Origin of the sequence: Micromonospora humida, from assembly GCF_016901255.1 — a bacterium.
In the GTDB taxonomy this organism is placed as follows: domain Bacteria; phylum Actinomycetota; class Actinomycetes; order Mycobacteriales; family Micromonosporaceae; genus Micromonospora; species Micromonospora wenchangensis.
The window spans coordinates 24,425-50,593 of sequence record NZ_JAFEUC010000014.1 but is presented as its reverse complement, the minus strand read 5'-3'; the positions used below and the strand labels follow the sequence as shown (position 1 = coordinate 50,593).

Annotated in this window: 28 protein-coding genes and 1 tRNA gene; 10 read left to right on the top strand and 19 right to left on the bottom strand. The window is 74.4% G+C overall.

Going from position 1 to position 26,169, the window contains the following annotated elements:
* Positions 1 to 54 precede the first annotated feature (54 nt).
* A complete protein-coding gene (locus JQX11_RS24920; RefSeq protein ID WP_204927384.1) occupies positions 55 to 1,038 on the top strand; it encodes a DUF4352 domain-containing protein in 984 nt (327 codons plus the stop codon).
* Between the two features lie 147 nt (positions 1,039 to 1,185).
* Positions 1,186 to 2,061 (top strand): S1 family peptidase, encoded by an 876-nt coding sequence (locus JQX11_RS24915; protein ID WP_204927383.1) that lies wholly within the window; start codon positions 1,186 to 1,188, stop codon positions 2,059 to 2,061.
* Positions 2,062 to 2,137: 76 nt separating this feature from the next.
* On the opposite strand, the gene JQX11_RS24910 is transcribed toward JQX11_RS24915, so the two are convergent.
* From JQX11_RS24910 to JQX11_RS24885, 6 genes are all read right to left on the bottom strand, one after another.
* Positions 2,138 to 2,214, bottom strand: a tRNA-Ala gene (locus JQX11_RS24910).
* Positions 2,215 to 2,450: 236 nt separating this feature from the next.
* Positions 2,451 to 3,254, bottom strand: a complete 804-nt coding sequence (sepX, locus tag JQX11_RS24905) for a divisome protein SepX/GlpR (RefSeq protein WP_204927382.1) — start codon at positions 3,252 to 3,254, stop codon at positions 2,451 to 2,453.
* 178 nt (positions 3,255 to 3,432) lie between these two features.
* On the bottom strand, positions 3,433 to 4,035 hold the full coding sequence (locus JQX11_RS24900; RefSeq protein ID WP_204927525.1) for a GNAT family N-acetyltransferase: 603 nt from the start codon (positions 4,033 to 4,035) through the stop codon (positions 3,433 to 3,435).
* Positions 4,036 to 4,126: 91 nt separating this feature from the next.
* A complete protein-coding gene (locus JQX11_RS24895; protein WP_204927381.1) occupies positions 4,127 to 5,419 on the bottom strand; it encodes a molybdopterin molybdotransferase MoeA in 1,293 nt (430 codons plus the stop codon).
* Positions 5,416 to 6,417, bottom strand: a complete 1,002-nt coding sequence (locus JQX11_RS24890; protein ID WP_204927380.1) for a UTP--glucose-1-phosphate uridylyltransferase — start codon at positions 6,415 to 6,417, stop codon at positions 5,416 to 5,418. Before JQX11_RS24890 ends, JQX11_RS24895 begins: the two co-directional genes overlap by 4 nt.
* Positions 6,418 to 6,426: 9 nt before the next feature.
* Entirely contained in the window at positions 6,427 to 8,712 is a 2,286-nt protein-coding gene (locus JQX11_RS24885) for a diguanylate cyclase (RefSeq protein WP_204927379.1), read from the bottom strand.
* Between the two features lie 85 nt (positions 8,713 to 8,797).
* Between JQX11_RS24885 and JQX11_RS24880 the strand changes: the two genes are divergently transcribed.
* From JQX11_RS24880 to JQX11_RS24870, 3 genes are all read left to right on the top strand, one after another.
* Complete coding sequence (locus JQX11_RS24880) at positions 8,798 to 9,442, top strand: 5-formyltetrahydrofolate cyclo-ligase (RefSeq protein ID WP_204927378.1); 645 nt, start codon at positions 8,798 to 8,800, stop codon at positions 9,440 to 9,442.
* Between the two features lie 76 nt (positions 9,443 to 9,518).
* Complete coding sequence (locus tag JQX11_RS24875; RefSeq protein ID WP_232378525.1) at positions 9,519 to 9,974, top strand: FmdB family zinc ribbon protein; 456 nt, start codon at positions 9,519 to 9,521, stop codon at positions 9,972 to 9,974.
* Positions 9,975 to 10,243: 269 nt separating this feature from the next.
* Positions 10,244 to 10,792, top strand: coding sequence for a flagellar biosynthesis protein FlgA (locus tag JQX11_RS24870; protein ID WP_204927377.1), 549 nt, complete (start codon positions 10,244 to 10,246; stop codon positions 10,790 to 10,792).
* Between the two features lie 136 nt (positions 10,793 to 10,928).
* On the opposite strand, the gene JQX11_RS24865 is transcribed toward JQX11_RS24870, so the two are convergent.
* Both JQX11_RS24865 and JQX11_RS24860 read right to left on the bottom strand, forming a co-directional pair.
* Positions 10,929 to 11,120, bottom strand: a complete 192-nt coding sequence (locus JQX11_RS24865; protein ID WP_372444632.1) for a hypothetical protein — start codon at positions 11,118 to 11,120, stop codon at positions 10,929 to 10,931.
* A gap of 1,129 nt (positions 11,121 to 12,249) precedes the next feature.
* Complete coding sequence (locus tag JQX11_RS24860) at positions 12,250 to 12,732, bottom strand: DUF2231 domain-containing protein (RefSeq protein WP_204927522.1); 483 nt, start codon at positions 12,730 to 12,732, stop codon at positions 12,250 to 12,252.
* A gap of 166 nt (positions 12,733 to 12,898) precedes the next feature.
* On the opposite strand from JQX11_RS24860, the gene JQX11_RS24855 reads away from it, so the two are divergent.
* Positions 12,899 to 13,753 (top strand): oxygenase MpaB family protein, encoded by an 855-nt coding sequence (locus JQX11_RS24855; protein WP_204927376.1) that lies wholly within the window; start codon positions 12,899 to 12,901, stop codon positions 13,751 to 13,753.
* Positions 13,754 to 13,789: 36 nt separating this feature from the next.
* On the opposite strand, the gene JQX11_RS24850 is transcribed toward JQX11_RS24855, so the two are convergent.
* The 10 genes from JQX11_RS24850 to JQX11_RS24805 all read right to left on the bottom strand — a co-directional run bounded on the left by JQX11_RS24850 (position 13,790) and on the right by JQX11_RS24805 (position 21,699).
* Positions 13,790 to 14,626 carry a RecB family exonuclease gene (locus JQX11_RS24850; protein WP_204927521.1) on the bottom strand — a complete coding sequence of 279 codons (837 nt, stop codon included), beginning with the start codon at positions 14,624 to 14,626 and terminating at the stop codon, positions 13,790 to 13,792.
* 126 nt (positions 14,627 to 14,752) lie between these two features.
* A complete protein-coding gene (locus JQX11_RS24845; protein ID WP_204927375.1) occupies positions 14,753 to 15,367 on the bottom strand; it encodes a MarC family protein in 615 nt (204 codons plus the stop codon).
* Positions 15,368 to 15,407: 40 nt separating this feature from the next.
* Entirely contained in the window at positions 15,408 to 16,274 is an 867-nt protein-coding gene (locus JQX11_RS24840) for a PHP domain-containing protein (protein ID WP_204927374.1), read from the bottom strand.
* Positions 16,275 to 16,297: 23 nt separating this feature from the next.
* Entirely contained in the window at positions 16,298 to 17,488 is a 1,191-nt protein-coding gene (locus tag JQX11_RS24835; protein WP_307826348.1) for a TolB-like translocation protein, read from the bottom strand.
* Between the two features lie 56 nt (positions 17,489 to 17,544).
* Positions 17,545 to 18,381, bottom strand: a complete 837-nt coding sequence (locus tag JQX11_RS32735; protein WP_307826347.1) for a SigE family RNA polymerase sigma factor — start codon at positions 18,379 to 18,381, stop codon at positions 17,545 to 17,547.
* Between the two features lie 103 nt (positions 18,382 to 18,484).
* Positions 18,485 to 19,351, bottom strand: coding sequence for a PH domain-containing protein (locus JQX11_RS24825; RefSeq protein WP_204927372.1), 867 nt, complete (start codon positions 19,349 to 19,351; stop codon positions 18,485 to 18,487).
* Positions 19,352 to 19,357: 6 nt separating this feature from the next.
* Complete coding sequence (locus JQX11_RS24820) at positions 19,358 to 19,516, bottom strand: hypothetical protein (protein WP_165942702.1); 159 nt, start codon at positions 19,514 to 19,516, stop codon at positions 19,358 to 19,360.
* A gap of 116 nt (positions 19,517 to 19,632) precedes the next feature.
* The gene (locus tag JQX11_RS24815) at positions 19,633 to 20,322 is read right to left on the bottom strand and encodes a DUF6758 family protein (RefSeq protein ID WP_372444636.1); all 690 of its coding nucleotides are present in this window, start codon (positions 20,320 to 20,322) and stop codon (positions 19,633 to 19,635) included.
* 164 nt (positions 20,323 to 20,486) lie between these two features.
* The gene (locus JQX11_RS24810) at positions 20,487 to 21,110 is read right to left on the bottom strand and encodes a TrmH family RNA methyltransferase (RefSeq protein WP_204927371.1); all 624 of its coding nucleotides are present in this window, start codon (positions 21,108 to 21,110) and stop codon (positions 20,487 to 20,489) included.
* Between the two features lie 97 nt (positions 21,111 to 21,207).
* On the bottom strand, positions 21,208 to 21,699 hold the full coding sequence (locus tag JQX11_RS24805; RefSeq protein WP_204927370.1) for a hypothetical protein: 492 nt from the start codon (positions 21,697 to 21,699) through the stop codon (positions 21,208 to 21,210).
* A gap of 669 nt (positions 21,700 to 22,368) precedes the next feature.
* Between JQX11_RS24805 and trxA the strand changes: the two genes are divergently transcribed.
* The 4 genes from trxA (at position 22,369) to JQX11_RS33490 (ending at position 25,212) form a co-directional block, all read left to right on the top strand.
* Positions 22,369 to 22,731: a thioredoxin gene (trxA, locus tag JQX11_RS24800; RefSeq protein ID WP_088647038.1), complete on the top strand. Its 363-nt coding sequence runs from the start codon at positions 22,369 to 22,371 to the stop codon at positions 22,729 to 22,731.
* A gap of 85 nt (positions 22,732 to 22,816) precedes the next feature.
* Complete coding sequence (locus JQX11_RS24795; protein WP_204927369.1) at positions 22,817 to 23,863, top strand: Rv2578c family radical SAM protein; 1,047 nt, start codon at positions 22,817 to 22,819, stop codon at positions 23,861 to 23,863.
* Positions 23,864 to 23,959: 96 nt separating this feature from the next.
* Positions 23,960 to 24,367 (top strand): CoA-binding protein, encoded by a 408-nt coding sequence (locus tag JQX11_RS24790; protein WP_204927368.1) that lies wholly within the window; start codon positions 23,960 to 23,962, stop codon positions 24,365 to 24,367.
* A 116-nt stretch (positions 24,368 to 24,483) separates the two neighbouring features.
* Positions 24,484 to 25,212 (top strand): DUF4190 domain-containing protein, encoded by a 729-nt coding sequence (locus JQX11_RS33490; RefSeq protein WP_204927367.1) that lies wholly within the window; start codon positions 24,484 to 24,486, stop codon positions 25,210 to 25,212.
* Here the strand turns inward: JQX11_RS33490 and JQX11_RS24780 are convergent, their stop codons facing one another.
* The gene (locus tag JQX11_RS24780) at positions 25,213 to 26,049 is read right to left on the bottom strand and encodes an SDR family NAD(P)-dependent oxidoreductase (protein WP_194823078.1); all 837 of its coding nucleotides are present in this window, start codon (positions 26,047 to 26,049) and stop codon (positions 25,213 to 25,215) included.
* Positions 26,050 to 26,169 lie beyond the last annotated feature (120 nt).

Sequence of the window (26,169 nt, the reverse complement as noted above, 5' to 3'; positions counted from 1 at the left end):
CCCGTTGCCGCCGCCCCGCCTTCCCCGAGTGCCGACCGTCGAACGAGGAGTACGGTGAACCAGCCCCAGCCCCCCTACGGGCCCCAGGACCCGCACCAGCCGCCCCCCGGGCAGTACTACCCGGTCGACCCGACGGCTGCGCCACCCCCGGTCCCCGACCCGTCCTACTCCGACCCGTACGCGCCGCCGTCGCCGTACGCGCCGCCGCCGGTGTCGGGGGCGCCGCAGCCGTCGTACGAGCCCGGGGGCACGCCGCCGGTCTCCGGTGCGGGCTACCCGCCGGTGTCGGGCGCGGGCTACCCGCCGGTCTCCGGTGGCGGCTATCCGCCACCGCCCGGCGGGGGTTACCCGCCGCCCGGCGGGGGCTATCCGCCACCGCCCGGTGGGCCCGGCTATCCGTTGGGTCCGGCGAAGCCGGCCGGTTCGTCGACCAAGAACGTCTGGATCGTCGTCGGCCTGGTGGTCGCCCTGGTGGCGCTGCTCTGCTGCGGCGGCATCATCGCCCTGGTGGTCGCCGGCGGCAGGCAGGCCGACGACGCGGCCCGGGAGTACCGGCCCTCGGTGCCCACCCCCGGTGTCACGGCGGCGCCGGGGCTGCCCGGTGACCCGCCGTCGGCGGCGCCGTCGTCCACCGACCAGGCGTTCAACCTCAGGGCCGGCCAGACGCTGGTGATCAGCGACGACGACGGCACCATCGAGATCACCCTGCGGAGCTTCAGCACCTCGACGAAGGGCTGCCGCTCGTTCGCGCCGCCGCCCAACAAGGGCATGTACCTGATCGCCGACGTCACCGCCACGGTGACCAAGGGCACCTCGTCGATCAACCCGTTCTACTTCCAGTGGGTGGCCGACGACGGGACCACGGTGAACGGCCTGGCGGGCGCGTTCTCCGGCTGCGGTGGCGACCTGCTCGACTCGGGCAGCGGCATCCCGGCCGGCAGCAAGCGTGCCGGCTCGGTGGTGTTCGACGTGGCCGACAAGAACGGCGTGGTCGAGTACCAGCACAAGTTCAAGGCGGCCGGTTCCTGGAAGCCCTGAGCACCGATCTGTCCGACGGGCCGGCCCCTGGCGGGGGGCCGGCCCGTCGGCGTCGCGGGGCCGGGATCGCTGCCGTGTCTTGAATCGGGTCCGACACCGGCGGATGCTTGACGCATCGACCCACAGCGATCGATTTGGAGGTGGGGGATGCGTCGTCTCTCGCTCGTCGCCCTGACCCTGGCCGTCACCCTGCTGCCGGCGACCCCGGCCGCCGCGTACGCCGGCATCGACCACCAGGCTGCCGCCCACCCCGGCGTCAGCGGCCCACCGGCCGCGGCGGGGCTGGCACAGGTGCGCACCGTCGGCACCGCGTGGGGCCCGGACCCGACGACCGGGCGGCCGACGCTCACCGTCGACGACACCGTCGCGCCGGAGCAGCTACGCGCGCTGCGCGCCCTCGCCGCACGGGAAGGCGCGGACGTGCGCCGTGAACCCGGCCGGCTGCGCCTGCTCATCGCCGGTGGGCAGAGCATCTACGGTGGTGGTGCCAAGTGCTCACTGGGCGCGAACGTGCACAGCGGCAGCACGTACTACTTCCTCACCGCCGGCCACTGCACCGCCACCGCCACCACCTGGTACGCCGACAGCGGTCAGACGACCGCGCTGGGCACCCGGACCGGCAGCAGCTTCCCGGTCAACGACTACGGCCTGGTCCGCTACACCGGCAGGGTCAGCCACCCGAGCGCCGTCTACACCTATCCGGGGCTGCTCACCCTCAACGGCGTCGGCACCGCGTACGTCGGGCAGGCCGTCTGCCGCAGCGGTTCCACCACCGGCGTGCGGTGCGGCACCGTCACCGCCCTCAACCAGACGGTCAACTATGCCGAGGGCAGCGTGTCCGGGCTGATCCGCACCAACATCTGCGCCGAGCCGGGCGACAGCGGCGGCCCGCTCTACGTCGCCGCGACCGGGGTGATCATCGGCATCCTCTCCGGCGGCAGCGGCAACTGCACCAGCGGGGGCAGCACCTACTACCAGCCGGTCGCCGAGATCCTGGCCGCCTACGGCGTCACCCTCCCCTGAGCGGCCCCGTCGACCCGGGATACATGATCAAGGGCGGGCCCCCTGCTCGGAGACCCGCCCTTGATCATGAAATTCCTGGTGGAGCTGTGGGGATTCGAACCCCAGACCCCCTCGATGCGAACGAGGTGCGCTACCAGACTGCGCCACAGCCCCTCCGCCGGTGGACCGGCTTCGGTCCCACCCGGCTTTCACCGGGCGGGCCGGCGCCAAGACTAACAGCCCACCCGCCCCCCGGGCGAATCACCCCTCCCGCCACGCCCCCCGACGGTCCGCCCGCGCCTGTGGGCCCAGGTAGCGGCATCCGACCGCCCGGAAGCCGCTGTTTCGGCCCCGGCGAGTCGATCACCGGGACGCCCCGTCGATCACCGGGGCAGTGGCCAGGGGTGGGGTCAGCGGGGGTCGCGGCCGGACTGGTAGGGGCGGCCACGCAGTCCGCCGGAGCGGCGGTAGGACACCGAGCCGCCCCCGCTGGCCGCAGCCGGCAGGTCGGTCGGCCGGTCCAGGCCCATCGCGGTACGGCGTACCGCCTCGCGTTGCGCGGCGAGACGGCGCTGCGCCTCCCGGCGGGCCGCCGCCCGACGGGCCTGCTCCCGGCGCACCTCGGCCTGCCGGGCGGCCAGCCAGGCGGCCTCCCGGGCCCGGATCCGCCGCCGCCGACGCTCGGCCAGCGCCCGCCGCCGCAGGTGTACGACGTACACCACGAGCAGGGTGGCGGTGACCGAGAAACTGATCCAGAAGCCGGGGCTGACCACGACCACGCCGACCAGCTCGACGAAGTTGAGCAGCAGCAGCGCGGCGAGCACCCGACGCCGCCGGTAGACGGCCGGGGTGTGGTGCCGGGGCGGACGGCGGCGGGCCTGCCGGGCGGTGGGCGGCACGGCCCGCAGGCGACCCGACCGACGCTTGGCGGGCGGGGCGGCGCGGCGGGCCGGCGGCGCGGAGACGGGGACACCGAGGTTACCGGTGGCGGCGTCCTCGGCCAGGGTGACCACGAGCGCGCGGGGCTGGTTGACCGGCCGCCGCCCGGGGACAGTACGACGCCGCCGACGGCGCTGGAGCACCCGCGCCGTCGACTGCGCCCGCTCCGCCACCAGCCGCTCGGTGGCGTCGTACCGGCGGACCAGCGCCGGCGCGAGGGCGAGCAGACCGGCGGCGGCGAGGACGGCGAGGAGCACCGAGGTCGGCACCCTCACCCCTCCCGTCACCGAATTCGGGGCAACCGCCGTTCGACAGCAGGATCTTCCCCGAAACCTCGCCCTGGGCGCAGATCCTGCGGCCGGGCAGCGCTTGCCGCAGCTTGCAGTTACTTGAGGTTACGGGCCGCCGACCGGGATGCCGACACGCCGCGCCGCATCCCACGCGTGGGACGATTCACCCGGCGTCGTGACGCATCCGGTGCCAGCGGGCCAGCAGACCGCCCTCGGCGGCCACCTCCTCGCTGGTCATCGCGTATCCGATGTGGTCACGCCAGGCACCGTCGATATGCATGTAGCGGACGTGGTACGCCTCCTCGCGGAAGCCCAGCTTCTCCACCACCCGCCGGGACGGCTTGTTCTCCGGCCGGATGTTCACCTCGACCCGGTGCAGTCCACCCGCGCCGAACGCGTGGTCGACGGCGAGCGCCATCGCGGTGGGGATCACCCCGCGCCCGGCCACCCGGGAGTCCACCCAGTAGCCGACGTACCCGGAGCAGAACGCCCGCCGGACGATGTTGCCCACGTTCAGGTGCCCCACCAGCTGCTCCCGGCCGTCCTCACGCAGGCAGACCGCGAACGGCATCCCCTCGCCGGTACGCGCCGAGCGCCGCTGGTCGGCGTGCACGTAACGGAACGCGGCAGGCGAGTTCGTCTCGTCCCAGTTGCCCGGCAGATGCGACTCCCAGGGTGCCAGCCAGGCCCGGTTCGCCCGGCGCACCGACGACCAGGCGCCGGCGTCGGATCGGCGGTACGGCCGCAGCACCACCGGACCGTCCATCAGCACCACCGGCCATCCCGGTGCCCGCCCGAACCAGCTCACCGCGCCGACCTCCCGTCCGCCACCGGGGCGTCGGCACGCCCGGGCCGGCTCACCGCCGCCGGTCCAGCAGCAGCACGTCCACGGTGGAGCCGGCCGCCGCGGTGGTCACCCGCTCGCCGAGCACCATCAGGCCGTTCGCCTCGGCCAGCCCGGACAGGGTGTACGGACCACCGCTGAGCGGCTGCACCGTGTAGCCCCCGCCGCGCCGTTCGGCCACGTGCGCGGGGCGGAACTCCCGCAGCCCGCCGGGCGACGAGATGGTCTCCAGCAGGTGCGCCCGGACGCTCGGCCGGAACACCGGCTCCGCGCCGGCCAGCAGCTGGATCGCCGGCCGGGCCAGCACCTCGAAACCGATCAACGCCGCACCGGGCTCACCGGGAAGACACACCACCGGCACCTCCTCGGCGCCGACGGTACCGAACCCGAGGGCCGTGCCGGGGTACAGCGCCACATCGGTGAACGTGACCGGCCCGGCCCGGCCGCCCTCCCGACGGGACAGGATCCGCCGGACCATGTCACCGGGGCCGGTGCCGGTGCCGCCGGTGGTGATGATCAGATCGGCCCGCAGGGTCTGGTCCTCCAGCAGGCCGCGCAGCCCCTCCGGGTCGTCGTCGCAGATCCCCACCCGGTACGCCAACGCGCCCACCTCGGCGGCGGCGGCGGTCAACGCGTGCGAGTTGGCGTCCACCACCTGACCGGGCTGGCTGCCCCGGCCCACGTCGACGAGTTCGTCACCGGTGGCCACGATGACCACCCGGGGGCTGGGCCGGACCACCACGTGCCCGATGCCGGTGGCGGCGAACACGGCCACCAACGCCGGGGCGACGTAGGTGCCGGCGCGGGCGAGGACGGTGCCGGCGGGCAACTCCTCACCGGCGCGGCGGACGCCGTACCCCCGCTTGGGGGTACGGAAGATCTCCACCGCGGCCATGCCCTGGTCGGTCCACTCCACCGGCACCACCACGTCGGCGGCGATCGGCATGGGTGCACCGGCGGCCACCGAGAAGCACGAGCCGGGGGTGAGCCGGACCGGTCGCCAGCTCGCCGCCCCCAGGTCACCGACCACGTTGAGGCGTACCGGACGGCCCGGCCCCTGGGTGGGGACCGGGCCGTACCCGACGAGGTCCTCCCAGCGCGCGGCGTACCCGTCCACCGCCGCCTGGTCGAAGGCGGGGAACGAGTGCGGGGCGACGACGTCCGAGGCGAGGACGTTGCCGTACGCCTGGGTGAGGTCGAGGTCGAGTGGAGGCAGCGCGCGCAACCTGCGCAGCACGCTGCCCAGGTAGTCGGCGAGCGGCGTCAACTCGTTCGCGGCCGCCTCGGCGTCGGCCGTCGAGGTCATGTACCGGAGCCGCCCGCCGCGTCGCGTACCCCGTTGAGGACCGCCGCCGTGACCGTCTCGTCGCCGTTGTTGACGAACTCGGTCAGCCAGGCGCGGAACTCGGTGCCGAGGTCCTCCCGCTCGGCGGCGATCTGCACGACTGTCTGGAGGTAGCCCAGCGGCATGCCGGTGTCGTAGCGGGTGCCCCGGTAGACGATCGCGTGCACCGGCACCCCCTCGCTACGCAGCAGTTCCATCGCGTCGGTCAGCTGGATCTCCCCGCCGCTGCCCGGTTCGGTACGCCGGATCGCGTCGAAGATCCGCCCCGGCAGGACGTACCGGCCGAGGACGGCCAGGTTGCTCGGGGCGTCCTGCGGCTGGGGCTTCTCCACCATGCCGGTGACCTTCACGACCTCGCCGATGTCGGTCAGCTCGGCCTCGGCCTGGGCGACCGAGGCGATGCCGTACCGCTTGGTCTCGGCCGGGTCGACCTCGAAGAAGGCCAGCACCACCCCGCCGGTGCGGGCCTGGAGCTCCAACATGGCCGGCAGCAGCGGCTCGGACGGCTTGACGAACTCGTCGCCGAGCAGCACCGCGAAGGGCTGGTCGCCGACGTGCGACTCGGCGTAGCCGACGGCGTGGCCGAGACCGAGCTGCTCCGGTTGGCGGCAGGTGTAGATCTCGGCCAGCTCGCTGGGGCGCTTGACCGCGGCGAGCCGGTCCGCGTCGCCCTTGGCCTCCAGCCGGGCCTCCAGGTCGGGGCGACGGTCGAAGTGGTCCACCATCGACGTCTTGCCCCGGCCGGTGATCAGCAGCACGTCACCGATGCCGGCCTGGGCGGCCTCCTCGACGATGTACTGGAGCACCGGGCGGTCGATCACCGGTAGCAGCTCCTTGGGCACCGCCTTCGTGGCCGGCAGGAACCGGGTGGCCAGGCCGGCGGCCGGGATCACGGCCTTGACCGCGCGGGCGCGACCGGTCGCGGCGGTCGTTGAGGGGTTCGCTGAGTGCTCCGACATGCCGCGAGACTATCGGCCACGGCTCTGCCGCGGCGGGTGAGGACCGGAAGACGCGCCGCCCGGCTGCGTCACACCGGGAGCGCCGACGGCGTGCCGACCCGTCGACCCGTCGACCGGCAGGCCGGTCGGCAGGTCGTCGACGGGAGCCCGGTCGGCGGGCGGCCGGCGGGCGGATGGCTCGTCGATGGAGGGCGGGTCGGTGGGAGGGCCGGCGCGGGGCAGGCCGTCGGCCGGGCTGGTCGCCCCCGCCGGTACGACGATCTCCTCGACCGCACCGTCCGCGACCGGCGTCGGTCGGGGCCGCGCGGTCGCCACCCGGTAGCCGTCGCGGCCGGCGCCCTTGGCCGCGTACAACGCCTCGTCGGCGGCGTCCAGCACCTCCACACCGGTGCTGGCGTGGTCGGGATAGACGGCGATGCCGATGGAGACCGACACCGCGATCGTCGTCGGGCCGCCCGCATGGCCCGGCACCACGACCGGGGTGTCCCGCACGGCCGCGCCCAACCGCTCGGCCACGGTCGCCGCGCCCCGGGCGTCGGTCTCCGGCAGCAGCACCACGAACTCCTCGCCGCCCTGCCGGAAGGCGAGATCCACCTCGCGGATCTCGCCCCGCACCCGGCGGGCGAACTCGGCGAGCACCGCGTCCCCGGCGGCGTGTCCGTAACTGTCGTTGACGGTCTTGAAGCGGTCCAGGTCGAGAACGAGGATGCTGAGCATCCGACCGAACCGGCTGGCCCGCTCCACCTCCCGACGCAACGACTCACGCAGGTAGCGGTAGTTCCACAGCCCGGTCAACGGGTCGGTCAGCGACAGCCGCTGCGCCTCCTCGTGCACCCGGACGTTCTCCACCGCCACCGCCGCGTGCCCGGCGAAGGTCCGCAGGGTGGCCAGGTCGTCGTCGTCGAACTCGTCGCCGCCCAGCCGGTCGTAGAGGACCAGCACGCCGACCGCCGGCTCCCGACCCGTGGCGTCCCCGCCGGGTGCGGTGAACGGCACCGCCACGTACGTCTCGCACCACGGTTCGCCGGGCGGCGTCGCCCCGGGCGACACCCGGCCCCGCTGCGGTTCGCCCGTGGCGGCGACCGCACCGACCACCCCCGCGCCGACCGGCACCCGCAGCTCCTCCGGCTCGGTGCCCGCCGGGCAACGCCCGGCCAGCCCCTCCGCGCACCGCCCGACGAGCGTCGCCGCGTCGTCGCGCAGCAGCACCGCCCCGGCCCGCGCCCCGGTCGCCGCGACGGCGCTGTGCAGGATCACCCGCAGGATGCGTTGCAGGTCGTGGGTGCTGGCCAGGGTGTCCCCGAGCACCCCGAGATGCCCGCGCAACTGGTCCCGGCTGCTGGTCAGCGCGGTCACGTACCCGGCGGTCTCCCGGATCATCCGGTTGAACGCGGCGGCGAGCCGGCCGATCTCGTCCCGGCTGCGCACCGGCACCCGGGTGGTCAGGTCACCCCGGGCCACCCGGTCCACCGCCCCGGCCAGCTCCACCAGCGGCCGGGTGGTGACCCGGGCCAGTCGCCACGCGGTCAGCACGGCCAGCACGGCGGCCAGCAGCACCGCCCCGACCAGCGCCGCCGGCAGACCCGACGGCTGCTCACCGGCGACCGAGAGCACCAGCGGCAGCGGCTGCCCGGGGGCCGGCCCGAGCCGCCTGACGTACCGGCCGTCGGGGGTCGCGGTGACCCGGTCGCCGTCGAGGGAGCCGGCGGCGGCGAGCACCGCCTCGCGTACCCGACGGGTCTCGGTGGTGTGGGTGATCCGGTCGGGGCCGTCGGTGTCGTCGAGCAGGGTGACCGCGACGCCGGTCGCGGCGGCCAGTCGGGCCACGAACGCCGGGTCGACCACCTCGGCGGCGGCCACCGTGCCGAGCGGCGTGCCGGCCGGGTCACGCAGGTCCACCCGGGCGCTCAGCGCCCGCACCGGTCCGCCGCTGCGGGTCGTCCCCGTGCAGTCCTGCCAGGGGGTCGCCGGTCCGCCCGGGGTGGCGTACGTGGTGCCGCCGGCAACGTCGGTGACCAGCACGGCGGCGGCCAGGCCCCGGCTGACCACCTGACCGGCCGTGCCCGCCCGGGTCGCCGGGTCGGGGCGCAGGGCCACCGCGTCGGCGGCGGCCCGCAACTGCTGGCAGAGCGCGTCGATCGAGGTACGCACGGCGGACGCGGCCAGGCCGAGGCGCTCGGTGGACCGGCTGCGGTCCACCGTCGACAGCGTGGTGCCGACGAAGACCGCGCCGAGCAGCACCGGGCCGAGCACCACCGTGAGGAAGGCCGCCGTCAACCGCCCGCGTAGCGTCAACGCTGTCCCCCCGGAAGTTCCAGGCCCGTTCCTGCGATGCTGACACAGAGCAACCGTGTTGACAGCGTTGCGTCAGGAGTGTTGCGTGCCCGATTTTTCTGATGAAGCGGAAGCAGTCCACGCGGCGAAACGCGAGACGCGGGTCGCGCTGCTCGCCCGCCGTCGGGCGCTCACCGCACCCCGGCGGGCCGCCGCCGCGGCGCGCGTCCAGGCGGAGCTGACCGCGCTGGTACGCCGGCTGCGGCCGGCCCGGATGACCGGGTACGTGCCGGTCGGCTCCGAGCCGGGCGGTCCCGACCTGCCCGACGTGCTGCGGGCCGCCCTGCCGGCCGGGGCGGAACTGCTGCTGCCGGTGCTGTGCGACGATCTCGACCTGGACTGGGCCGCCTACGCCGGGCCGGGCACCCTGGTCGCCGCCGGCCGGGGCATGCGCGAGCCGGACGGCCCCCGGCTCGGCCGGACGGCGATCGTCGGAGCCACCCTGGTGGTGGTGCCCGCGGTGGCGGTGGACCGGCGCGGCCTGCGGCTGGGGCGGGGCGGCGGCTCCTACGACCGGGCCCTGGCCCGGGTGCCGGCGGCCACCCTGACCGTGGCGCTGCTGCACGACGGCGAACTGCTCCCGGCGCTGCCCGCCCAGCCGCACGACCGGCCGGTGGGTGCCGCGCTCACCCCGTCGGACGGGCTCCTCGCGCTTCCGGCACCAACCTCCGTTGATCATCCGGTGAGTTGACGCTGCGGTCCGGGGACGCCCGGTGGACGGAGGACGATCACGTCCGCTGGACGAATCCGGGTCCGATGACGCACCATTGGCACTCGAATACGTCGAGTGCCAACCGGCCGTACCAGATCCGGAGGAGAACGTGCCCACGTACCAGTACGCCTGCACCGCGTGCGGCCACCAGCTCGAGGCGGTGCAGTCGTTCTCCGACGAGCCGCTGACCGAGTGCCCCGCGTGCGAGGGGCGGCTGCGCAAGGTCTTCAACTCGGTCGGGGTCGTGTTCAAGGGCTCCGGCTTCTACCGCACCGACTCCCGGGCCTCCGGCAGCGAGGGCAAGAGCGGCGCGGCGAAGTCGCCGAAGTCGGAGGGTTCCTCGTCCGGCGGAGACTCCTCGGGTTCCGGTTCGTCGTCCAACTCGGGCGGGTCGTCCAGCTCGGGCGGGTCCCCGGCGTCCGGCTCGGGTTCGTCGTCCGGCTCGGGCGGGTCCCCGGCGTCCGGCTCGTCCAGCTCCACCAAGTCCCCCGCCACCAGCACCTCCTCCTGACCCCCACCCCCAGCACCCCACCCCCGCCAGCCCGGGTTGATCAAGAGATTCGCGTCAAGTGGATCTCTGCGGATGACGCGAACCTCTTGATCACCGCCCCCGGGTCCGGGCCGGGGCGGTCGGGGCGGGCCCGGGGCGGGTGGGTTTTCCACAGGACGAGCCGTTGTCCACAGGCTGTGGACAACGGCTCGTAAGGTGTGTGGTTTCCGCCTAGCCTGCTGAGCCGGGACGCCACCGGGGCATCCCGGTGGAACAGGTGGAGGTGGGTCATGGCGGCCAGGGGCACGGGCGGCGACGGCTCGCTACGACCGTTCCGCTGGCCGCGTCGGCCGGGTGGGGCGACCCTGGTGCGCGCGGTGCTGGTCGCCGTTCTGCTGGGTCTGGCGGTGATCGTCCTGGACGCGGGCCGGCCCGCCCCCACCACATCCCACGGGCGTACGGCTGCCGACGGGATCGCCACCCCACACCGGCAGGACGCTGACCGACCCGATCCAGCTCGTGATCGAGCTGCCGACGGGAAGGCTCCAGATGCGCTGCCACTGCCGAGCGGCTTCGTCGGAGTGCCCGTACGCCTGGCCGAGCCGGCCGCCCTCGCGGTCCTGCGCCCCGGCGCGCGGGTCGACCTGCTCGTGCTCCCGGCGGGACGGAACGCCGGTGAGACGGTCCTGTTGGCAGCCGACGCGCTGGTGCTCGACGTGGTGGGTGGGAACGCGGTCGACGGCTCGTCCGCGCTCTACCTGGCGGTCCGACCCGATCAGGCGCAGCGCTCGGTCGGCCAGCCGGAGGGCAGCCGCTTCAGCGTCGTCATCCGAGGATGATCCCGTCGTCGTCGACGGCGGTTCGGGGCGCGCAGCGGGGCCGATGTTGCGGCATCGCCCACCCCGGATACCGCAACATCGGCACCCTTGAGTGGATCTTACCGACGACCGTGCCCGGTCGGGCGGCCCCGGGGGGTCAGCTCCAGTGCGGGGGACGCTCGGCGAGCAACCAGTCGTCGTTGCCGCCCCGGCGCTCACCCCAACCGAAATCGGTGTCGTCGGTGGTCTGCTCGGGCAACACCACGAAGTCGTCGCTGAGGTCGACCGTGCGGTCGTCGTCGCCGGGCACGCCATGCCCGGCCGGGTCCTCGGGGATCACGATCGGCAACACTACCCCGCGCCGGACCCACCCCGGCGCACCACCGAAGGCGCTTCTCCGGCACCCACCCGGACCGCAGCGGGCGGGATGCAGCCGACCGAACCGCCACCAGCGCCGGGGGATGCCGGTCGAAGATCGCCGCGTCGGACCGGCTGACGGGCTCCTCGCGTTGGTAGCGTCGGACGGCGTGACGACGCCCAGCGGTGCCAGCCCCGAGGACGAGTACTGGCGACGCCCGCCCACCCCCTCCCCCACCGGACCGACACCCACGTCGAGCGACGCGGAAACGGCGGAACAGACGGACGCGGCCCCGCCACCCGCTTCCTCCCAGCCGCACCCGCCCGTCACGGACCCGTCCGGTAAGGCCGGCGCGGGAAGGGGGGCGGAAGCCGGCACGACAGAGACAGAGCCCGCAACCGGCCCGGGAGGAGTAACTGCCGAAGCCGGCCCGGGAGAAGGAGCGGAAGCCGGGTCCGCAGCCGGCCCGGGAGAAGGAGCGGAAGCCGGGTCCGCAGCCGGCCCGGGGGAGGGAACGGAAGCCGGGTCCGCAGCCGCGACGGATGCGGGGGCCTCGCCGGTACCGTCGCTCTGGGCCAGCCCGGCCGACGGGTCGGCGTCGGGCCTTCCGGCTCGGTCGTCCGCTGCACCGCCCGCCCAACCCGGACAGCCCGGCCCACAGCCCGGCCAGCCCGCTCCACCACCCGCCCAGCCCGGCCAGCACGCTGCGGGCGCGCCCTCCGGTGCGGGACCCGGCCCGGGGGCGTCCGGGCCGGCAGCAGGCCCGGCGGCACCGGAAACGGGCGGGCCGGTACCGCAATCGGGCAGGCCGGCGTCGAGAACGGGCAGGGCGGCATCGGGCCCGGGGTGGGCGGGCGCGGGGCAGGCGGGGACGGCCGGTTACGCCGGGCCGCCGCCGACCACGCCCCCGCCGCCGGGCTGGCGTCCCCCCGTACACCTGGCGGCGACCCCGGCCCGCACCCTGCCGGCGCAGGACATGGAGGCGATGGACGCCGCGGAGCAGCAGGCGCAACGGATCACCTGGAGCGTCGGCGCGGTGGTCGGGGTCGTCCTGCTGGTGTTGCTCTGCCTGCTCTGCTCGCGGGCGCTGTTCTGACCGCCGCCCGACGGGGGTCACCGGTCAGAACGTGTTGCTCCACACCGAGGCGGCACCGCTGTCCCCGGTGAGATAGACGTAGACCAGGGCGAACACGGCCAGCACCACGGTGATCGCGGTCAGCACCCAGGGCGTCCAGGCGGGCAGGTCCGGGGTACGCACCCGGTTGCTGGTCACCGCCAGCAGCAGCAACGCCGCCACGGCCAGGCCGATGGTGAACCACTGCAGCGTCTCGCCGTACTCGGAGTGCTCGTGGATCTTGGCGAGCAGTTCGGGCGAGTAGCCCTTCGCCCGCAGCGCCTCCTCGAAGGCCTCCCCCGACTCGGTCGCCACCCAGGCGAGGACCGGGGTGATCACGGCCAGGACGGCCACCGCCCAGTCGAGGCGGGGCCGCCAGCGGGGCATCAGCCCATAGGCGCTGGCGAGCAGCGCGAGCAGCGGCACGAAGACCACCACGGCGTGGACCACCAGGACGTGACCGGGCAGACCGTTGATCTCCTTGAACACCGACACCTCCGAGGGTGGAATGCGGGTTGCGGCAGACAGCGTACGTCGCGACGTGCCCCGCAGGAGTACACGCGGCGAAGACCGCTCAGGTTCATCCCGCCCGGTGGCGTCCCGGGCAGCGCCCCGACGACCGGCGGTTCCCGGCCGGGCGTGGCACTGTTGACGGGTGGACACCGACGATCTCGGCCTCTTCGGTCCCGGTTCGGTCACCTGGAAGGTGCACGACGAGCCGATCCTGATCGTCGCCGGCCTGCGTTCCCTCTACCTGCAGACCCTGCACCCCCGGGCGATGGCCGGGGTGACCCAGAACAGCAACTACCGGTCGGACGCCTGGGGGCGGCTGGTCCGCACCGGCACGTACATCGACACGGTGAACTACGGCACCACCGCCGAGGCCGAGGCGGCCGGCCGGCGGCTGCGGGCCCGGCACGCCCGGCTGCACGCCACCGACCTGTTCACCGGGGAGCGGTTCCGGATCGACGAGCCGGACCTGCTGCGCTGGGTGCACGTCACCGAGGTCGAGTCGTTCGTGAGCACCGCCCGCCGGGCCGGCCTGTCGCTGACCGACGCCGAGGTCGACGGGTACTACGCCGAGCAGCGGCGGGCCGCCGCGCTGGTGGGGCTGGACCCGGCCGGGGTGCCGGGCAGCGCCGCCGAGGTGGCCGACTACTACCGGGCGGTCCGGCCCGAGCTGCGGATGACGAAGGAGGCGGCCGAGACTGCGCTGTTCCTGACCGCCCCGCCGATCCCGTGGAAGCTCAGCCGACCGGCCCGCCTGGGGCTGAATCTGGGGCCGCCACGCTGGGCGTACTTCGGGGTGGCCGGCACGGCGCTCGGGCTGCTGCCGCCGTGGGCGCTGCGGCTCTACGGCGGCCTGGGGCTGCCCACCACCGCACTGTCGGCCGACCTGAGCGTCCGGACGTTGCGGCTCGCCCTGGCGGCGCTGCCCCGCAACTGGCGGGAGAGCCCGATCCAGCAGGCGGCGAAGACCCGTGCCGCCCGCCGCACCGCCGCCGCCTGACCACCCCGGACGGGTCGCCCCGACGCGGACGGCCGGTCAGTCGGCCACCGGAGCGGCGGGACGGTCGATCGCCGACCACGGCTCACGGCCGGGGGTCTGCGCGCCGACCGGGCAGGTACGGCGGTAGTCGCACCAGCCGCAGCGGGGCCCGGCCACGGTGGGGAACGCCTCGTCCGGGTCGGCCCCGTCGGTGACCGCCCGCTCGGCGGCCATGATGTCCCGGGCGGTGTCCTCGGCGCGGCTGAGCTGCCGGGCCAGCGACTCCTCGCTGTGGTCGTGCCCGGCGACGGTGCCGGTCGGCAGGTGGTGCAGCTCCACCCGGCGGCAGGGCCGGCGGAACGTCCGCTCGGCGGCGTACGCGTAGAGGGCGAGTGCCTGCGAGCCGCGTGCGTCGTCGGCGTCCAGCCCGGTACGGCCGGTCTTGTAGTCGACGATGACCAGTTCGGGGCCGTCCGGGCCGGGGCGGGAGTCGATCCGGTCGGCGCGCCCGTTGAAGGCCAGCACTGCCGTCTTGACGGCGACCACCCGTTCCACGCCCAGCGGGTCGTCGCCGGGGTCGAGGGTCGCGACGTAGCCCTCCAGCCAGCCCAGCGCCCGCTGGTAGGCCGCGCGCTCCTGCTCGTCGTCGCGGTAGCCCTCGCGGACCCAGGTGCCCTTGAGCAGGGCGGGCAGCGCCTCGGGACGCCGACGGTCGGCGGACAGCGCATACCAGTTCTTCAGGGCGGTGTGCACGCTCGCGCCGAGCGAGTTGTGCGCCCACGGCGGGCCCTTCTGCGGGGCGGGCCGGTCGACGTAGGCGTAACGGTAGCGCCGGGGGCAGTCGGCGTACGCGCCGAGTTTGCTGGGTGTGCAGGTGAAGAGCCGTTCGGGCATGCCGGCGAAGCCGAGTTGCTCGGGTTGGCCGGAGCGGGGCCGGGGAGTACCGGCGGAGGAGGCTCGTCGCACCCCGGTGATCCTGCCAGCCCGGTACGACAGCCCGCCGGCGGCACGACGGGCGGATCAGCTCATGTTCACGTACTGGGTGACGAAGGCGGCCACCGCGTCGGCGATGAGCTGCACGGCGATGGCGGCCAGCAGCAGGCCGGCGATCCGGGTCAGCACCTCGATGCCGCCCGGCCGGAGGATCTTGACGATCCCGCCCGAGAACCGCAGCACCACCCAGACCGCCAGCATCACCGCGACGATCGCGGCGGCGATCGCCGAGACCTGCCCGACGCCCTCGGACTGCTGCACGAACAGCATGGTCGCCACGATCGCGCCGGGCCCGGCCAGCAGCGGAGTGCCCAGCGGCACCAGGGCGATGTTGGAGGTGGCCTGTTGGCTGGGGTCGTCGGCCTTGCCGGTGAGCAGTTCCAGCGCCACCAGGATCAGCAGCAGGCCGCCGGCCGCCTGCAAGGCCGGCAGGTCGACGTGCAGGTAGGCGAGGAGGGTCTGGCCGGCGACGGCGAAGACCACGATGACGCCGAGCGCCAACGCGACCGCCTGCCAGGCGGCCCGGTTACGGTCACGGGCCGGCAGCGGTCCGGTCAGGGCGAGGAAGATCGGCATCATGCCCGGCGGGTCGACGATGACCAGCAGGGTCACGAAGACCTCACCGAAGAGCTTGAGATCCACCGGACGAGGGTAGCGGTGCCGCTGGCAGGCGAAACGCGGATCACCCGGAAGCGACGCCGGTCACTCCGGAGGACGCCGCCACGATCCGCTCGTACGCCTCCGGCGCGGTGGTGTGCGCGCCCAGCCGGACGGTCTTGTGGCTGCCGTGGAAGTCCGACGAGCCGGTGACCAGCAGGCCCAGGTCGGCGGCGAGCCCCCGGACGTGCGCCGCCTCGGCGGGGGTGTGGTCCTCGTGGTCGGCCTCCAGGCCGGCGAGCCCCGCGGCGGCCAGCTCGGCGATCAGCGAGTCGGGGACGATGCGCCCCCGCCGGCTGGCCCGGGGGTGGGCGAACACCGGCACGCCGCCGGCCGCCCGGACCAGGGCGACGGCCCGGAACACGTCGATGTCCTCCTTGGGCAGCCGGTACCGCTGCCCCAGCCACTGCGGGCCGAACGCCTCGGTGGTGGTGGCGACCAGGCCGGTCCGGATCAGCGCGGCGGCGATGTGCGGGCGACCGACCGTGCCCCCGTCGGCGGCGGCCATGATCTCCGGCCAGCTCACGTCGATCCCGTCGGCCCGCAGCAGCTCGACGATCCGTTCCCCGCGTGCCTCCCGGGCCCGTCGTACCCGGGCCAGCTCGGCGACCAGCTCGGGGTGCTCCGGGTCGAACAGGTAGGCCAGCAGGTGCAGCGGGAGCGCCGGTTGGGCGCCCTGCCAGCGGCAGGACAGCTCCGCGCCCCGTACGAGGCCGAGCCCGGCCGGCAATGCGTCGACCGCCGCCGCCCACCCGGCGGTGGTGTCGTGGTCGGTGATCGCCACGACGTCCAACCCGGCGTCGGCGGCGGCCCGGACCAGTTCGGCCGGGCCCAGCGTGCCGTCGCTGGCGGTGGAGTGGGCATGCAGGTCGATCAACGGGCGCGCGGGCATGATCCCGACGCTACCCGGGCAGGTCACCCCGGGTCGGTGCCGGTCACCAGCACCGGCCGGACGCCGTCGGCGGCCCCGGCGACCGGGGTCGAGGCGGCCCGCTGGCCCGCCAGCGCCTCGGCGGGGCGCAGCCGGACCAGCGCGCCGTCCCGGTCGACGTACCCCGCCGTCCGGGTGTCCGTCCAGGTCACCACTCCGCCGATCACCGGGCCGGCGGTCCGCGACGGCGGGGCGGTGCCGGTCAGGTCGACCAGGACCGCGCCGTCCACCCCGGCGACCCGGCTGTTGACCAGCAACCAGCGCCCGTCGGGAGAGACCGCACCCCGGCCGTCGGCGGCGGGCGTCGGCGCTCCCCGGGTGGTGGCCGGGGTGAGGTCGGGGCCGAGCAGGGCCAGGTCGCTCCGTGCCCCGGCACGCACCCGGGCGGCCAACCGGCCGTCCGGCATGATCCCGTAGACATCGAGGACGTCCGGGGCGACGGGCCCGGGCGACCCGCCCGGCGTCGGCCGCCACCACCGGTGACCACCTGCGGCACCGGCCCGCAGCAGCACCCGGTCGCCGACGAACCGGACCGGCACCGCGTCGGCGGGCGGTCCGGTCACGGGGGCGATGAGTTGACCGGCGACGATCACGGCGGCGAAGAGCCGGCCGTCGTCACGCCAGGCCACCTGTCGCCCGTCGGGCGACAGGGCGATCTCGTCCGCTCCGGCGAGCAACGCCCGGGGCTCACCCCCGGCGGGCACCACCCAGAGGGTACGGCCGGCCGCGGTGACCGCCCCGGTCAGCAGCCAGCCGCCGTGGTCGGGTAGCCGTTGCGCGCGTTCGACCGGCCCGACGCCCAGCTCGTACCGTTGCCCGGCGGCGGTGACCAGGGTGCCGGCGACGACCAGGTCGACCCCACCGTCGGCGGGTTGCTGCGGCGGGGCGGGCGCGACCGGCCCGGCGGACAGGCTGGCCACCCCGCGCGGGTCGCCGAGCACCACGGTCGGCGTGGTGGGGCGGTCCGGCTGCCCTCCGAGCTGGGTCATCCCCCCGGTGACCAGGGCGGTCGCCACGCCGGCCAGGGCGAGCCCGGCGACCGTTCGCCGTCGTCGCACCCGACGGGCCCGCCCGAGCGCCACGCCGGCCGGGTCGGCGGGCAGCCGGTGCGGTACGGCGACCCGCTGGACGAGGGTCTCCCGCAGCGCCTGCTCCAGCGGCTCGTCGTGCGTCACGGCGAATGGACGCTCGGGGGCACCGGTCTGGTTGTCCGACCGGGGTGAGGAGGGTTTCATCGGCTCTCCGCAGCGACCGCGGTGGTCGGGTTCGGTCGGGTGCCCGCGCCGACCGGCTGGACCGTCGCCGGATCGTCGCCGGTCCCGGCGGGTGCCGCTCCCGGCGGGGAGGCTCCGACCCGGGTGGGCGGCCCATCGGCGAGGGCGGGCGGCGGGCCGGCGCGCCGCCCGCCACGGACCGGGGTCCGGCCCGGCGCGGGTGTCCGGGTTGTGCCGGTGGCCCGGTCGGGCGTCGACGTACGGGCGGCGAGGGAGGGCCGGGCGGTGGTGGTGGCCGGGCGGGCCGTCGGGACGGCCGGGGCGGGGCGGCCGGTCGGGTCGGCGGCGAGGTCGTGCAGCCCTTCGGCGGCGAGCCGGCGGCGCAGGGTGTTCAGTGCGCGCGACGTCTGGCTCTTCACCGTGCCGGGGGAGATCTCCAGCAGGGCCGCCGTCTGGGCCTCGGACAGGTCCTCGTAGTAGCGCAGCACCAGCACCGCCCGCTGCCGGGCCGGCAGCATGCGCAGGTGTCGCCAGAGGGCGTCCCGGTCGAGCTGCTGCTCGATCTCGTCCACCCCGGCCCGCTCGGGCAGCACCTCGGTGGGGCGCTCACCGTGCCATCGACGCCGCCACCAACTGGTGGACGTGTTGACCATCACCCGTCGGGCGTACGGCTCGACCGCCTCGATCCCGCCCAACCGCCGCCAGGCCAGGTACGTCTTGGTCAGCGCGGTCTGGAGCAGGTCCTCGGCGGTGGCCCAGTCCCCGGCGAGCAGGTACGCGGTACGCAGCAGGGCGCCGGAGCGCGCCGCGACGAAGTCGCGGAACTCGTCCTCCAGCGGATCCCGGTCGGCCACCGCTCACCTCCGCACCCCGTCCTGTCTGGCAGGCTGTCACGCCGGGCAGGGTCCGGTCGACGGCGGAAGGTGGGCAGTTCGCCCGACGTACGGACGAAAACGTTCAGGCGCCGTCGTCGGCCTTCGCCTCGTCGGCCTCCTTGCCCAACCGGGCCTCGACCGCCTGCGGCTCGTACATCTCCTCGACGACCCGCAGGTAGAGCTCGTTCGGGTTGGGCAGGTTCTTGATCTCCCGTAGCGCCTGCTCCTGGCCGGCGGACTCCAGCACGAAGGTGCCGTAGTTGAGGGCCCGACCGGTGGGGGTCTGCTCGTACTTCATGTCGGTGACCCGGGCAAGCGGCATCATGGCGACCTTGCGGGTGACGATGCCGTTGACCACCATGACCCGCTTGTTGGTCAGGATGAACCGGTCGTACCACCAGTCGGCGACCTTCCACGCGACCCAGCCCATCACCGCGAACCAGAGCAGCACGGCGATGGTGGTGAGGGCGCCGACGTCCTGCCCGGCGAGGAAGCCGGAGAGGTAGCCGAGAATGAAGGTGGCCGCCACACCGACGACGATCGGGGTGCCGAGGTGGATCCAGTGCCGCTTCCACTCGCCCCGGTAGCGCTCGGTGGGGAAGAGGTAGCGGGCGACCAGGGAGCTGGGCTCGTCCTCCAGGGGGAGCACCCGGCGGGGTGTCATGCCCTGGGCGTCGGACCGCAGGCCGGCCAGTTCCTCTTCGGAGATGACCGGCTGCTGGTAGCCCTCCTCCGGGTCGCGGACCCAGGTGCGCCCCTGGCCACCGAATCCCGGGGCGTCGCCGTAGCCGGCGTCGTCCGAGAAGGACGGTCCGCCGGTCGGTCCCGCCCCGGACCCGTAGGCCGGCCCGTCGTCGGGTCGGTACCTCGGGATCGGCTCGGTGTCCCGCTCCCGGCGGTCCCGGCCGGGATCGTCCGGGTCGAACGGGGGTCCGGAGGGGCTGCCCATCGGGGGTTAGGCGACGAGGCTCGTGAAGAAGTCGCCGAAGCCCTGGGCGATGTCCACGATGCCACCGCCGAGCGACTTGAAGACGTCCGCTGCCGAGTTTGGCCGGTAGGCAACGAAGAAGATCAAGAATGCGATACCGGCCCAGGTGAGGACCTTCTTGACCATAGCGGGCCATCCTCTCGCGCGGCGCCGGGTCCGTTTACCGCAGCGGCACCCAGAGTATCAGCATGATGTCGTAGCGTGAATATCTGCGTCCCATCTCCGACTCGCCCGGAGGACCGTCAGGCCTTTCCGTGCAGGTACGGGGACGGAGCGCCGTACACGAGCTCGGGCGGAGTCCACTCGGTGAGGTCGTGCAGGACGACATCTTCCGCGAGGAGGTGACCCGCGCTCGCCGGCCAGGCTATCGCATGGAGCCACATTCCCCGAGCCTCACCGGCGTACGCGCTTCGATCCGTTGCCGAATTGATTAACCACAGTGGAGTCGGATGGCCGCCGACCCTGATCCGCGCGGGCTCCACATGCTCGGGGTGACCAGGGCCGGGACCGGGCCCGGCCAGCACCTCCGTCAACTCTGGACCGGGGTCCGGGCCGGCCACCCCGGCGAACCGGGTGCCCAGTCCCACCCCCGGCTCCTCGGCCACGAGGACCAACTCGGCCGGTCCACCGCCGAGCGGCGCCGGCCCGGCGCACGCGACGGCCGTGGCGCGGACGCCACCGGCCTCGTCGCCGGCCCAGGCCACCCCGGTCACCGTCCAGCCGGACGGCAGCGGCCACGGGCACCACAGCGGCGGCGCGGGCCGCTGCGGGTCGCTCTCGGCGGCCACCCGGTCCACCACGCTCGCCACGATGTCGGCGTCGATGTGCTCGGGCACGTGCAGCGGGGCCACCGGCCCGCACCTGACGCAGCGCGACTCACCGTGCATCAGGTCCGGTGGGCGTACCTGACCCGCACACCTCGGACAACTCACCACGACACTCACATCCCCACCGTGGCCCGGTGACCGCCCGCCGTCAAGCCGCCGCCACGGACGTGCCGCCCCTTTCCCCACCTCAGCGCCCGTACGGCGATTTCCTGCGGTCGGCCTCCACCCCGGTGGAGGTGGCGGCCCGGCACGGCGCGGGCGGGGAGGGGTCAGGCGGGCGGGGCGGCGGCGTGGGCGCGTACCCAGGCGTGCATGGCGATGCCGCTGGCCACCCCGGCGTTGATCGACCGGGTCGAGCCGTACTGGGCGATCGAGAAGAGCTGGTCGCAGGCGGCGCGGGCGGCGGCGGACAGCCCCGGTCCCTCCTGGCCGAAGATCAGCACGCAGCGCCGGGGCAGGGTGGTGGTCTCCAACGGCCGACTTCCGGGCAGGTTGTCGATGCCGACCACCGGCAGCTCCCGACCGGCGGCCCAGCCGACGAACTCCTCGATCGTCGGATGGTGCCGGACGTGCTGGTACCGGTCGGTGACCATGGCGCCCCGGCGGTTCCACCGGCGTAGCCCGACGATGTGCACCTCGGCGGCGAGGAAGGCGTTGGCGTTGCGGACCACCGTGCCGATGTTGAAGTCATGCTGCCAGTTCTCGATGGCCACGTGGAACTCGTGCCGCCGGGTGTCCAGGTCGGCCACGACGGCCTCCCGCCGCCAGTAGCGGTAGCGGTCCACCACGTTGCGCCGGTCGCCGGCGGCGAGCAGCTCCGGGTCGTAGCGCGGGTCGTCCGGCGGGTCGCCCGGCCACGGTCCGACACCCACGTCGAGCTGGTCCTCGGTCACGGTTCCAAGAGGGTACGGCCGCAACGGCGAGCCCCGTGCGCCACCCCGACCGGTGCCCTCCGGGGCGCCCGCCCGGGTCCGCCGGACCGCCGCGCCCTCACCGCCCGCGCAGGCCCAACGCGTCGCCGAGGCGGTCCAGGAACCGCTGGTCGGTGGGGTCGGGGACACCGGTGCGGCAGACCCGGACCGCCACCGACTCCACCCACTGCCGGTACGCGGCGGAGTCCGCGGGGTCGGCGCGGCGGCGCAGCACCCGGACGGCGGCCCGGCAGGCCGGCGGCAGGTCCGCCGGGCCGGTGGGCCCGCCGACCGGAGCGGTCGCGCCGTCGTGCCGGGCGTAGATCGCGGCGACCACGGCGCGGACGAGGTCACTGTCGGAGGCTCGGCCGGCGGCGAGCGCGTCCAACCCGACGAGGCCGGCGGTGACGTCCCTGGGCGGGCGACCGGGACCGGGTGAGGCGGCGGCCACCAGCACCCGACCGGGCAGGGTGGTGAGCAGGTCCCACTCGGTGGCGGAGTAGACGGCGCTGGTCAGCGGTGCGGCACGCCGTCCGGCAGAGGGCGGCTCTCCGGCGAGGGAGTGGCTCATCAGGACCTCCGCCGTCAGCATAAGCCCGCCGGACGGGTGACGTGCTCGTCCCGGCGCGATCCGCGCCCGCCGCCACCCGGGGTCGCGGTACGGGCACCCGCGCGTCGCCGTCGGCGGACAGCGGTGAGCACGACTCGACATGCCTTACCGGTGGTTGACTCAACCTGCCTTACCGCTGGTTAAGGAGATACCGGGCGGCGGGTGACGGCGAAATGTCACTCCCGGACCCACCCGGGGGGAGACGCAATGAGCGGCGGGGCCCTCCCCGGCACCCGCCGCCCACGCTCTGATGTCGAAGATTCTGCCCCACCACGACGATGAACGAACAGAGACGGAGGTCACATTTATCTTTTCGTAACAATACTCAGAGTCACTAACGATCAACGAGAGAGCGATCTCCGCAGGTGAAGTAGTACCTTGTCAGGCGACAAGTTGACGCATGTTGGCTGCTCCGGGCGGCGATCTCCCTGGAAACGCTCCCATCACGGGCCGTCACGCAAATGCGTCGTGCAAGTGCAGTCCGCACGCGCGCATCGACAGATGCAGCTCGATGAGCGTGATCGGCGCTTCGGAGTGGGCCGGTTTCGGCGCGCCCCACCCGGGAATTTGCCGGGGTACCACCTGGTTCTACCGGACGGAAAAAGCAATCCGCGCTGATCGGAGAGTCCAATGGCAACCGTTGAGCTGACCACGGCCAACTTCGACGAGGTGACCGAGAGCAGCGGCATCGTGCTGGTCGACTTCTGGGCCGAGTGGTGTGGCCCGTGCAAGCGGTTCGCCCCGGTCTACGAACGCTCGTCGGAGAAGCACCCCGACATCACCTTCGGCAAGGTCGACACCGAGGCGCAGCAGGAGCTGGGCGCCAAGTTCGACATCCGCTCGATCCCCACGATCATGGCGATCCGGGACGGCGTGATCGTCTTCGCCCAGCCCGGCGCGCTGCCCGAGTCGGCCCTGGAGAACCTGATCGAGCAGGTCCAGGCGCTGGACATGGACGACGTCCGCAAGCAGCTCGCCAACCACCAGCACTGACCACCGCCGCCGGCGGTCGGGCCCGACGGCCCGGCCGCCGGCGTTTCACTTGCGCCACGCTCGCACACATGTTCGAATGGACGGCATGCGCTGGGACCACCTCTCCGCTCCCCCGGACGAGGAGCGTCCCGACCGGGCAGCGCCAGCGACGCCACCCCTGCCGCTGGCGCTGCCCGGCGCGGTCACCCGCACGTTCGACACCCCCGACTTCGCCGGCATGACCTTCTACGAGGTGCAGGCCAAGTCGATCATCAACCGGGTGCCGGGCGGGTCGCAGGTGCCGTTCAGCTGGACGATCAACCCGTACCGGGGCTGCACCCACGCCTGCGTCTACTGCTTCGCCCGCAACTCGCACACCTACCTCGACCTCGACGCGGGCGCGGACTTCGACCGCAAGGTGATCGTCAAGATCAACGCCGGGGAGCTGGTCCGCCGCGAGCTGGCCGCGCCGCGCTGGCGCGGGGCGGCCATCGCGATGGGCACCAACGTCGACTGCTACCAGCGCGCCGAGGGCCGCTACCGGCTGCTGCCGCCGATCCTCACGGCACTGCGGGACTTCGCCAACCCGTTCTCGATCCTCACGAAGGGCACGCTGATCCTGCGCGACCTGCCGCTGCTGCGTCAGGCCGCCGAGGTCACCCGGGTCAGCCTGTCGTTCTCGGTGGCCTTCGTCGACGAGGCCCTGTGGCGGGCGGTGGAGCCGGGCACCCCGAGCCCGCGCCGCCGGCTCGACGCGGTCCGCCGGCTCACCGACGCCGGCTTCGAGGTGGGGGTGCTGATGGCGCCGATCCTGCCCGGCCTCTGTGACGACGACGCGTCGATCGACGCCACCCTCGCGGCCATCGCCGCCGCCGGTGCCACCAGTGTCACCCCGCTGGCCCTGCACCTGCGCCCCGGTGCCCGCCAGTGGTATGCGCACTGGCTCGGCCGGGAGTTCCCGCACCTGGTCCCCCGCTACCGCGAGCTGTACCGGTCCGGGGCCTACCCGCCGCAGGCGTACCAGCGGGAGCTGACCGCCCGGGTGCGGATCGCGGCCCGCCGGCACGGCCTGCACCGCAGCGAACCCGGCGACACCCGCCGCGTGTCGGCCCCACCGCCCGCACCCGCCCCCGAACAGCTCGCCCTGCTCTGAGCGGGCCGGTCGGGCGCGCGGCGTACGGGCAGAGCCGTCCCCGGGCCCGGCGGCCGGGCCGGTCCCACCCGCCCGGAATCGGGCTAGGCTCGGCGGATGCGGACCGCACAGCAGCTCCTCGCCGACTCCGCCGTGATCGCCGTCGTGGGCGCGTCCCGCGACCCGGGCAAGGCCGCGCACCGGGTGCCGGCGCAGATGCAGCGGTACGGCTGGCGGATCATTCCGGTCAACCCGACCGTCGACGAGTTGTTCGGCGAGCGGGCGTACCCGTCGCTCGCCGACATCGCGCACCCGGTGGACCTGGTGAACGTCTTCCGCCCGGCCCGGGACGCCGTCGAGGTGGTCCGACAGGCGGCGGCGATCGGCGCGCCGGCGGTCTGGCTCCAGCTCGGCATCGTCTCCGCCGAGGCGCGGCGGATCGCCGAAGCGGCCGGCATGGACTACGTGGAGGACCGCTGCCTGATCGTCGAGCGGGCCGCCGCCGGCCTGTCCCGGCTTCCCTGACCGCCCCCGACCCGCCCCGACGAGGTGACCCGGCGTCAACCGGGTGAAAAGCCGCACCGCGCGCCGGTAGCGTCCGCTGGAGAGAGGCCACTGACCTGCGGCGGAGGGCGGGCACCGTGAGTACGCCACCGGGCGAGCCGGAGCAGCCGCCGTCACCGTACGAGTCACCCGGCGAGCCGGTCACCCCGCCCGCACCCGTCCCGCCGGAGGGACCGTGGAGCCCGGCTGCGCCCGAGCCGTCGGCGTGGGCCCGACCGTCCGAGCCGTCCCCCTGGGCGCAGCAGTCCGAGCCGTCGGCCCCGCAACCGCCGGCGGAGGCGGGCCCGGCCGGTGGCTCCCCGGGCATCGGTCAGCCGGGCGGGTCAGCCCCACCGTCCGGGTCACCCGGCTGGACGGGGCCGCCGTCGGGCGAACAGCCGGCCGTCACCCCGCCGGGCGGACCGGCATGGGAACAACCACCGGCCTGGGAACAACCACCGGCCTGGGGGGAGCCGACCCCCGGCGGACCAGCCTGGGAGCAGCCGCCGCCGTGGGGGCAGCCGCCGGGCGAACAGCGGTGGGGATACCCGCCACCCGGGCCGTACGGACCACCGGGTGGCGGCGGGACCAACGTGCTGGCGATCCTGTCCCTGGTGTTCGCCATCGTCTTCGCCCCGGCCGGCATCGTCCTCGGCCACCTGGCGAAACGGCAGATCCGTCGGACCGGCGAGGAGGGCGACCAGCTCGCCACCTGGGGGCTGGTCCTCAGTTACGCGTTCACCGCGATCGGGGTGCTCGTCTGCTGCGGCTGGCTCGCCCTCGTCGTGGTGGCCGGCGTCGGCAGCAGCACCGGCACCGGTTACTGATCAGCGGAACTGCGCCTCCCGGACGCTGTTGCCACCGTCCACCACCAGCATCTGCCCGGTGATGTACGACGCCGCCGGCGAGCAGAGGAAGCTGATCGCGGCGGCCACCTCGTCGGGGGTGCCGGGGCGGCCGACCGGGGTGCCGAGCCCCTGCTTGATCTCCGCCATCGTGGAGGCCGCCGTGTAGATGGTGCCGGGGGCCACCGCGTTCACCGTCACCCCGTCGGCGATCATCTCCATCGCCAGGGCCCGGGTCAGCCCGACCACCCCCGCCTTGGCCGCCGCGTACGCCGCCTCGGTGGGCAGGGCGTTGACCGGGCCGGCGGTGGCCGAGAGGTTGACGATCCGCCCCCAGCCCCGCTCGGCCATCCCACTGATGAAGGCCCGGCTGCACAGGAACGCCGTGGTCAGGTTCCGGTCGATCTCGCCGCGCCACTCGTCGTAGCTGAGCTGGGCCACCGGGCGGAGCACCTCGGGGCTGGCCCGGCTGGCCAAGCCGGCGTTGTTGACCAGTACCTCGACGTCACCGAGCTGTTCGGCGACCGCGTCGGCGAGCGCGCCGACCTCGGACTCGTCGGTCAGGTCGGCGACGAAACCCGTCACGCCCAGCTCACCGGCCCGCTCGTGGATGCGCCGGGTGGTGGAGACGATCGCCACCCGGGCTCCCAGGTCGGCCAGTCGGCGGGCGGTGGCGTACCCGATGCCGTCGGCGCTGCCCGCGCCGGTGACCAGGGCGACCCGGCCGTCCAGCCGCATGGTCACCGGGTCCGGCAGCGGCACCGGCTCGTCCTGGCCGGGTTGGCTGCCACCGGTGGTGGCGCGGGTGCGCCGGGCCAGGCCGGGGCGGCTCACGTCCCGCCTCGGTCGGCTGCCGGATCGGTCGGCCCCACGCGCGTCGATAGCCATGCCGGCATCCTGCCCGCTCGACCGGGTGCGGGCAACGAGCCACCACGGGGC